Origin of the sequence: Chroococcidiopsis cubana SAG 39.79 (assembly GCF_003991895.1) — a bacterium.
Classification (GTDB): Bacteria; Cyanobacteriota; Cyanobacteriia; order Cyanobacteriales; family Chroococcidiopsidaceae; genus Chroococcidiopsis; species Chroococcidiopsis thermalis.
The window spans coordinates 259,212-266,313 of record NZ_RSCK01000001.1 but is presented as its reverse complement, the minus strand read 5'-3'; the positions used below and the strand labels follow the sequence as shown (position 1 = coordinate 266,313).

Sequence of the window (7,102 nt, the reverse complement as noted above, 5' to 3'; positions counted from 1 at the left end):
TGGCACAGAACGGTTGCCTCATCGAGCCGACCGCGCAAGGCGAGAAACTGCGCCTGCAAATACAATGGGGCGATCGCCGGATCTGCTATGCCTCTGTTTTGACCGATTTGAGTCACTTCGGGCAGCAACCTTCTAGCTGCTGCATAGTTGTCTGCCACAAAGTAAGTCACGCCGAGATTGAGTAGAATGACTGCCCGCAGCCAAGAATCGTCTTGAGGCAACTGCTGCAAGGCTCGTTCCATCAGCGTCACTGATTCAGCCGTTGCTCCCTGTTGACGCGCTTGTATGCCTTTAATCGCAGTCACCAGCCCCCATAACTTTTCGGTATTCGCCGATGGTTTTTGTTGTTGCAGCAAGGATTCCAGCGATTGAACCGCCTGCACTGCGGCAGGAAATTGAGCTGTAGAGTAGAGCGCCCAGGCATAAGATAGCAAAAGCCACGGGCGCGTCCAAACGAGACCGTCGGGCATTGCCTTTAGAAATGTTAGCAACCTGGCAGGCTCAACCCGTGGATTGGTCAGTTGAGCCTCTCGCTCGATCGAGTCTGCTGCTTGGGGGAAATCGCCAGCGGCGATCGCGTGGCTAATTGCTTCGGTGACAAATCCATGATGTTTGTACCACTCTCGCGCCCGACGATGATACTCGCTCACCTGCTCCGGTTCTGTCCGTTGCAAGCGATCCAAGAGCAGTTGGCGAAACAGGTGGTGATAGCGATACCACTGCCGATTGTCGTCCAGCGGCACAACAAATAGGTTGCGGTGTTCTAGCTGTGCTAAAGTCTCCGTCCCATCGAGCGAGCGAGCGCCTTCCACAACTGCTTGGCAAAGATCGCCACACATGCGCTCTAAGATGGAAGTGCGTAGGAGAAATGACTGGAGAGGTTTGGGCTGACGCTCTAGCACCTCTTCAACTAGGTAGTCCAGAATGTAATGCCGATCGCCTGTTAACGAGGCAATAAATGTCGAAATGTCTTTGACATCGCGCATTGATAGCGCCGCTAGTTGTAATCCCGCAATCCATCCCTCCGTCCGTGCTTGAAGTGTCGCTACTTGCTCTTGTGATAGAGATAGTTGCATTGACTGGTTGATGAATGCAGTCGTCTCTGCTAGGGTGAAGCATAAATCTGCTGCTCCCAGTTGCATCAACCGATCGCGGACGCGCCATCGCGCCAGTGGTAGGGGTGGATCGATGCGAGAAGCGAGCGCCAAGTGTAGTTGCGGTGGCAAACGATCGAGCAAAAAGGTCATAGCCTCATGAATTGGACGAGCGGCGATCGCTTGATAATCGTCCAAAACTAAAATCCGCTCGTCCGAAAAACTGGTAATTTCGTTAATCAGCGGGATCAAAAAAGACTCGAACGATGGGGATTCGAGCGATCGCAGCATAGAGAGCGTTGTGGCTCCAATATTGGGGTGGGATTGTTGTAAAGCCGCAACAAAATAAGTCCAGAATCGGAGCGGATCGTTATCCCCTTCATCGAGCGATAACCAACTGCTAGGTAGATTAGTTTGACGCAACCACTCGCTCAGTAGGGTGGTTTTACCAGAACCAGCTGGAGCCGAAATTAGGCTTAACTTGCCTGACAAACTACAATTCAGTCGTTCGAGCAGGCGATCGCGCCGTACCAGAGAAGATCGAACTGGTGGAATGTGGAATTTTGTCAATAACAGGGAATTAGTCATCGATGATGCCCCTCAACCCTAATTCACGCTGCTTGGCTAACGCATTACTACCAAATCAACCACTGAGAATTTAACTCAAGAGCAAATAAAGGCTTTAGAAAGTTACTAGACAAACTACTTTACTTTACAATGGCTCGGCGCTGGTCGTCAGCGATACCAGAGTAATGCACGAGCCAACTTATTGTTTAGAAATCGAGCGGCAAAGTACCTCATTACATAGGTTTCGAGCTTCTATATCTGACATGAGAAAGTTGGCGCTTGACGAACCAAATTGTCAGAGGCGGTATCAGCATCCACATCAATAGTGGCACTAGTCCAGTACCGAAGAAGGGGAGCGTTGGCATAGAATTGGCATATGTCCATACACCCAGCGGTCCAGTTGCTAGGGCTTCAAAAATAACTGTAATAACAACTCCTACAAGTATAAAAATACCGACGTTCCAGCGGCTTAGTTGATGAAACCATTGACGCGATTTTGATATAGCTGCGACCACCCAAAAGGAGGCAAGTGAGATTCCAACATCCCCTAGTGTAGCGAGAGTGCAATTTCTAGTGATGTCAAAGCAGGAAAGTTCAGATGGAACTTGATAAAACGGCATTTGCTGAATTTCCCAAAAGAAAGACAACAAAAATGAGAATACACTTACATTCCATTCGGGCGAATCCAGCCAACCAAAGAAGTGCATGGCGTTTTGACGATTTGACATACGACAATTTAAGTAAGTCCTTAAGACAATCGTTCAATAGTGAAGCGAGGTAGCGTTTTGGCGATTGACCTAAAACCCGCCATTGATTTCACCTGCGCTTCGTCATTCCAGTTCTTTCCAAGTTTTGCCGCCATCTTGGGATTGAAAGACAGCATTGTTTTTATTCACTGCGTAAAGCACCTGGGGATTGCTGGGGGCGATCGCCAAATGTAATATTGTTCCGTTCGTTCCAGTTCCCAACGGCTGCCACGTCTTGCCATTGTCAGCACTGCGATACAGACCAGGTGCCGATTGGAGGGCGCGATATCCAACCAGCACACTGTGGTTTCCCTGTTTCAATAGGGCTAAACCTACTACGGGTGCAGTTTGAGTGTTGGGAACTAACGTCCAACTGTTGCCACTGTCGGTACTTTCATACAAACCTGAGCGAGTCGTGGCAAACACGCGAGCGGCATTTTGGGGATCGACCGTCAGGCTAAAGGGAGCATCCCCTAGCCCAACCATGCGCGGCTGAGTCCAAGTTTTACCGCCATCCGTTGAAGCATGCAATCCCTGCGCTCCAGAAGCGGGCCAGCCATAAAAGATATTTGGATTGCTCGGCGCGATCGCCAAAGCGTGAAAATCCACTCCTGGTAGCGAAATTTGTTTCCAGTCCAGTCCTTGGTTGTCGCTGATTTGAAATCCTAGATTGCCGCCTGTGGGTGGGTGACCGCTGGAGTAAAAGCGGTTGGGGTTGGTAGGGTCAGCGGTAAAGCCCATGTAGTCAGCCCGTTGTTTACCCATCCAAAACCACTGCCCAGTTTCGGAACGCTGAAGCAGTCCATGATGGGTAGCAACATAGGCGACCGCTGGATTAACTGAATTGACTGCTAACCCGTGTACGTGAGTTGTTTCCCGCCAGGTTTTCGGGGCAGGGGTGAGCGTGACCGCTTCATTTGAGGAAGCTGTTTCCTTTTCCTGATTGGCAGCAGGTAGCTGTACCCGATTTGCTGTCGAAACATTTGAAGGTTGCTGGTTAGAGGAGGCAAACCATAAACTCATGCCGCTAACTAATAAAACAAAAGCGGCAATGGGCAGAGCATATTTTAATGCTTTTTTGCTCCTCGGTTTTCTAAAATTTTTACTTCTCGAATCTGGCTGACTCATTTACTTTATTTTCCTATGGAATCTTGTCTGCGGGAAGGCGAGAATCTGGTTCAGTTATGACACAACGCTAACCTGGATTTAATTGGGCTTTATTTCTTCAACTTAGCCAAATCCAAAGTTTATTCTTCCTTGGTTGGGGAGCAAACAATACTGTCATCAATTAAATTTGTTTAGGCTTGAAGCTGAGACGATTTCTTTCAAAAGTCATATCGCGTCCGGTTAATCGACGGTAAATACCGTAAGAGCGGGTTTATCGAGTTTTTTATATGTATGGATATCTCTGGTAATCCCGCCCCTACAATAATCCGATCGTTTCAACGAAATTGATATTAGCGCCGTTTATTCTGTTCCAAGGCATTAATCTGCCTGACAATGACTTTCTGTTGCTGTTGCGAGTTTTACAGATATTGCTTCAGTTGAACAAGCTATTCCTCGCGGCTGAAAACAGAACTAGAAGTCTACTGCCTGGGCGTGCGGTTCATCATGTTTTGTCCAGGACGGTTGTTCTGGTGATTCATCATTCCAGGCATATTGTCACTATCCATCATGTTCTGCATCATGCTCATCATGGAGTTGCATCGCTCCATCATTTGGTTCATTTGTTGCATCTTCTCCATCTTCATTTCATTCATCTGTGTTTCATTTGGAGTTGACTGCGTTTGAGTTTGGGCTGTTCCAGACGCAGAAGGTATTACTAAGCGATCGTGGTTGCGTGCAAATGCTGGAATAGCTGTCAACCCTAATAGTGCTAGACCAGCTGCAGCAGATCTGATGACTGTTTGAATGCGTGTAGTCGTGTTCATGATTAACCGTTATGATTCTGTCGCTCAATCAGTTCCTTTTGAACTGACTTTAGGCTAAACTCTCAAGTTGACTTGAGAGTCAAGTCTTTCTGTATCTTCTTTAACAATGCTTCATCCAATCAAGTAATAGTACCAAGAACTTTCACCTACCTCGCTTGAGGAAAGGTGACTTGATTAATTCCCCAAAGGGAATTGGCTACGTCTCTGGCGATACTGAAAGACAAATATCTCTCAACGATGCAAGTTAGAAAAGGCTTGGGCAGATGCACAGGCGCAAAGTAACTTTGATTCTTAGTTCAAACGGGTTAGTTATTGCTTAGTAGATACTTGTAAAGCCGTCCTTCGCTTCGCGGGCATGACGGGGTTTCAGATCCATTTTTCTGATGAAGTTCAGCAGTCACCTTGCTACAACTTCTATGGAGTGCCAATGCTTACTGTATCGAGTATTAGCATTAGTTCACTAGCTCTACTAAGCGTGGATTATTCTACCGCCAGGGCGAAGAAGGACTGGCACATCGTCATCTGTTGGGCTTTCGAGAGCTTATTAGATAGCTATTTCCAACAAATATGGGCAATATAAGCGTAAGTCTTGACTCTACAGCTGACTTTAGACTTTAAGCTGAAGATATTCAGAGTAGATTACCCCATATTTACTATGACTGCTGCGAACAAAACTTGTGGAGAGGTCTTGCCAAACAAACTTCTCAAGATTGGAGAACTGGCAGAAAAAACAAATGTGGCTGTGGCAACTATCCGATATTACGAATCTTTAGGGTTGATAGAACCAGCCCAAAGAAGTAAAAGTGGCTACCGCTACTACACAAGTAATGCTATCAAGCGGGTGCAATTTATCAAAAAAGCGCAATCCTTACAGTTTTCCCTAAGCGAAATTCAGCAAGTACTGGGTGTACGGAATCGAGGAAGTGCTGCCTGTCCCCTCGTCCGAGACTTACTGAATCAAAAAATTGCTCAGCTTGAGGAGCAACTATATCGTATGAAGGCACTGAAGACAGAGCTTGAGGCGTATCGAAAACGTTGGGCAGACAGACCCTTAGACGATCCTTGTAGCCAAGAGCTTTGCAGCTTAATTGAGGAAGTAGCTGAGCATTCACTATCCAGCGAACCAAATCTCTAGTCAGAGTTCGGAAGAAACTAGCCTCAGAATAGGTAAAATTTCGTTTTGTTGTAAAGAAAATTGTCTTTATGCTTGACTCTCAAGCTTAATGGAGAGTCCAGAATATTAGTAGTAGAAAATCAAGAGTGCGTACTGGATGAATATCATGAACAAACGTCAAATTGAGATCTTTGTAGCCGACTGTCCTCTTTGCAATGAAACAGTTCGGTTGGTGCGAGAACTAAGTTGTCCTAGTTGTGAGGTGTCAATATATGACCTGCGGGAGGGACAGACACACCCAACTTACCTGGAGAAAGCCGAGCAGTATGGAATTCAAGCTGTTCCCGCGCTGGCGATCGATGGAAAACTGGTTTTGACTGGTAAGCCAAATCAAGAGCAACTACAAGCTATTGGTGTAGGTCAGCCTCTAAGTTGAAATTGGCGGTGTAGATTACCAGCACTTTCGGGCTAACGTTCCAGCAATTGTTAGCCCACAAATCATTGGTGTGGCAACCAAAAGGACTTGAAGTTGTATGGGAGTTTTCCGCAACTCTTTTCGCAGTTGGTCATTCAATAACATCCAAAATTCATATGACTAAAACCACAGTTCGCGAACAATACGACCGAATGGCAGCGAAGTACGATCGACGCTGGAACAGTTATATTACCAACACGCTGTCATTTCTCCAAGATTGGGCGCAGATTTCTTTCCAGGACAAAGTGCTGGATATTGGTTGTGGAACGGGAGAATTTGAACGGCTGGTACTGACCCAGCAGCCGACGCAAGAGATAATTGGAGTAGACATTTCAGAAAAGATGCTGACGATCGCCTGCCAAAAACTTCACGCCTACCCCAACGTTTCGTTTCATACTGCACCTGCGTCGGCACTACCATTTGGCGATCGCAGCTTTGATATCGTTGTATCTGCCAGTTCTTTTCACTATTTTGAAGACCCTGTGGCAGCATTAGTAGAAATGAAGCGGGTTTTGCAGCCTCACGGTAGAGTCGTAATTCTAGATTGGTGCAAAGATTATTTGTTGTGTCGGCTCTGCGATTTGGTGCTGAAATTTTTTGACCCAGCTTACCAGCAGTGTTACACCGAAGCAGAGTTTCATCACTTGCTGGAGCTAGCAGGTTTTGACATCCACCGTGCTACCAGATTCCGCTTTAATGTCGTTTGGGGAATGATGGTAGCGACAGCTACGATTCATAATTAGTTTGTCTCCATACTTCAAATCATCACTGGGTATCGCTTAGAAAGAAAGCCACTCCCCTAGAAATACACATTCAACTCGAACTGTCTGCAACATTCACCCAAAAATCAGCCGTGACGATTTTGCCATTACGGTTAAATTGACCCCAAAGTTTATACTTTCCCGAACGAGGAAAACGAGTAGCAAAATGCACTTGTCCAGAAGGTGTATCTTTTAGTGCATGAGCGTGGACGTAATCGTTCGATGTGAGAGGGGATGACTGTCTCAGGATAACCAGATGTCCCTTCTCTCCTAAGTAAGGTTGCAAATCTGTAATCGACCGATCGTTGGCTGCATCTTGTAGATCGAACATCAAAGTGACTTCTTCACCTGCTTTAACTGTTGCTGGAGAAAGTTCTAAATTAACTTTTGTATCGGCAAACGTTTTCGTGCGAT

The 7,102-nt window shown here is 46.5% G+C and carries 7 protein-coding genes and 1 pseudogene; 3 read left to right on the top strand and 5 right to left on the bottom strand.

Going from position 1 to position 7,102, the window contains the following annotated elements:
* The 4 genes from DSM107010_RS01295 to DSM107010_RS01280 form a co-directional block, all read right to left on the bottom strand.
* Nucleotides 1-1,682 (bottom strand): winged helix-turn-helix domain-containing protein (locus tag DSM107010_RS01295; protein WP_479684196.1); only part of this gene is annotated, 1,682 nt, incomplete at its 3' end.
* Between the two features lie 212 nt (nt 1,683-1,894).
* On the bottom strand, nt 1,895-2,389 hold the full coding sequence (locus DSM107010_RS01290) for a hypothetical protein (protein ID WP_127022136.1): 495 nt from the start codon (nt 2,387-2,389) through the stop codon (nt 1,895-1,897).
* 102 nt (nt 2,390-2,491) lie between these two features.
* Nucleotides 2,492-3,535: a F510_1955 family glycosylhydrolase gene (locus DSM107010_RS01285; protein ID WP_106170885.1), complete on the bottom strand. Its 1,044-nt coding sequence runs from the start codon at nt 3,533-3,535 to the stop codon at nt 2,492-2,494.
* 458 nt (nt 3,536-3,993) lie between these two features.
* The gene (locus DSM107010_RS01280) at nt 3,994-4,338 is read right to left on the bottom strand and encodes a hypothetical protein (RefSeq protein WP_106170887.1); all 345 of its coding nucleotides are present in this window, start codon (nt 4,336-4,338) and stop codon (nt 3,994-3,996) included.
* A gap of 655 nt (nt 4,339-4,993) precedes the next feature.
* Between DSM107010_RS01280 and DSM107010_RS01275 the strand changes: the two genes are divergently transcribed.
* The 3 genes from DSM107010_RS01275 to DSM107010_RS01260 all read left to right on the top strand — a co-directional run bounded on the left by DSM107010_RS01275 (nt 4,994) and on the right by DSM107010_RS01260 (nt 6,670).
* Nucleotides 4,994-5,473, top strand: coding sequence for a heavy metal-responsive transcriptional regulator (locus DSM107010_RS01275; protein ID WP_106170890.1), 480 nt, complete (start codon nt 4,994-4,996; stop codon nt 5,471-5,473).
* A 145-nt stretch (nt 5,474-5,618) separates the two neighbouring features.
* Nucleotides 5,619-5,888, top strand: a complete 270-nt coding sequence (locus DSM107010_RS01270) for a thioredoxin family protein (protein WP_127022133.1) — start codon at nt 5,619-5,621, stop codon at nt 5,886-5,888.
* Nucleotides 5,889-6,025: 137 nt separating this feature from the next.
* Nucleotides 6,026-6,670 carry a class I SAM-dependent methyltransferase gene (locus DSM107010_RS01260; RefSeq protein WP_409197272.1) on the top strand — a complete coding sequence of 215 codons (645 nt, stop codon included), beginning with the start codon at nt 6,026-6,028 and terminating at the stop codon, nt 6,668-6,670.
* Nucleotides 6,671-6,740: 70 nt separating this feature from the next.
* On the opposite strand, the pseudogene DSM107010_RS39285 reads toward DSM107010_RS01260, so the two are convergent.
* Nucleotides 6,741-7,102, bottom strand: a pseudogene (locus DSM107010_RS39285) (hypothetical protein); the annotation flags it as partial.

Bases quoted from the DNA above. Each gene is read 5' to 3' on its own strand.
- DSM107010_RS01285 (WP_106170885.1), bottom strand. From the start codon at position 3,535: ATGAGTCAGCCAGATTCGAGAAGTAAAAATTTTAGAAAACCGAGGAGC.
- DSM107010_RS01270 (WP_127022133.1), top strand. From the start codon at position 5,619: ATGAACAAACGTCAAATTGAGATCTTTGTAGCCGACTGTCCTCTTTGC.
- DSM107010_RS01275 (WP_106170890.1), top strand. From the start codon at position 4,994: ATGACTGCTGCGAACAAAACTTGTGGAGAGGTCTTGCCAAACAAACTT.
- DSM107010_RS01290 (WP_127022136.1), bottom strand. From the start codon at position 2,389: ATGTCAAATCGTCAAAACGCCATGCACTTCTTTGGTTGGCTGGATTCG.
- DSM107010_RS01280 (WP_106170887.1), bottom strand. From the start codon at position 4,338: ATGAACACGACTACACGCATTCAAACAGTCATCAGATCTGCTGCAGCT.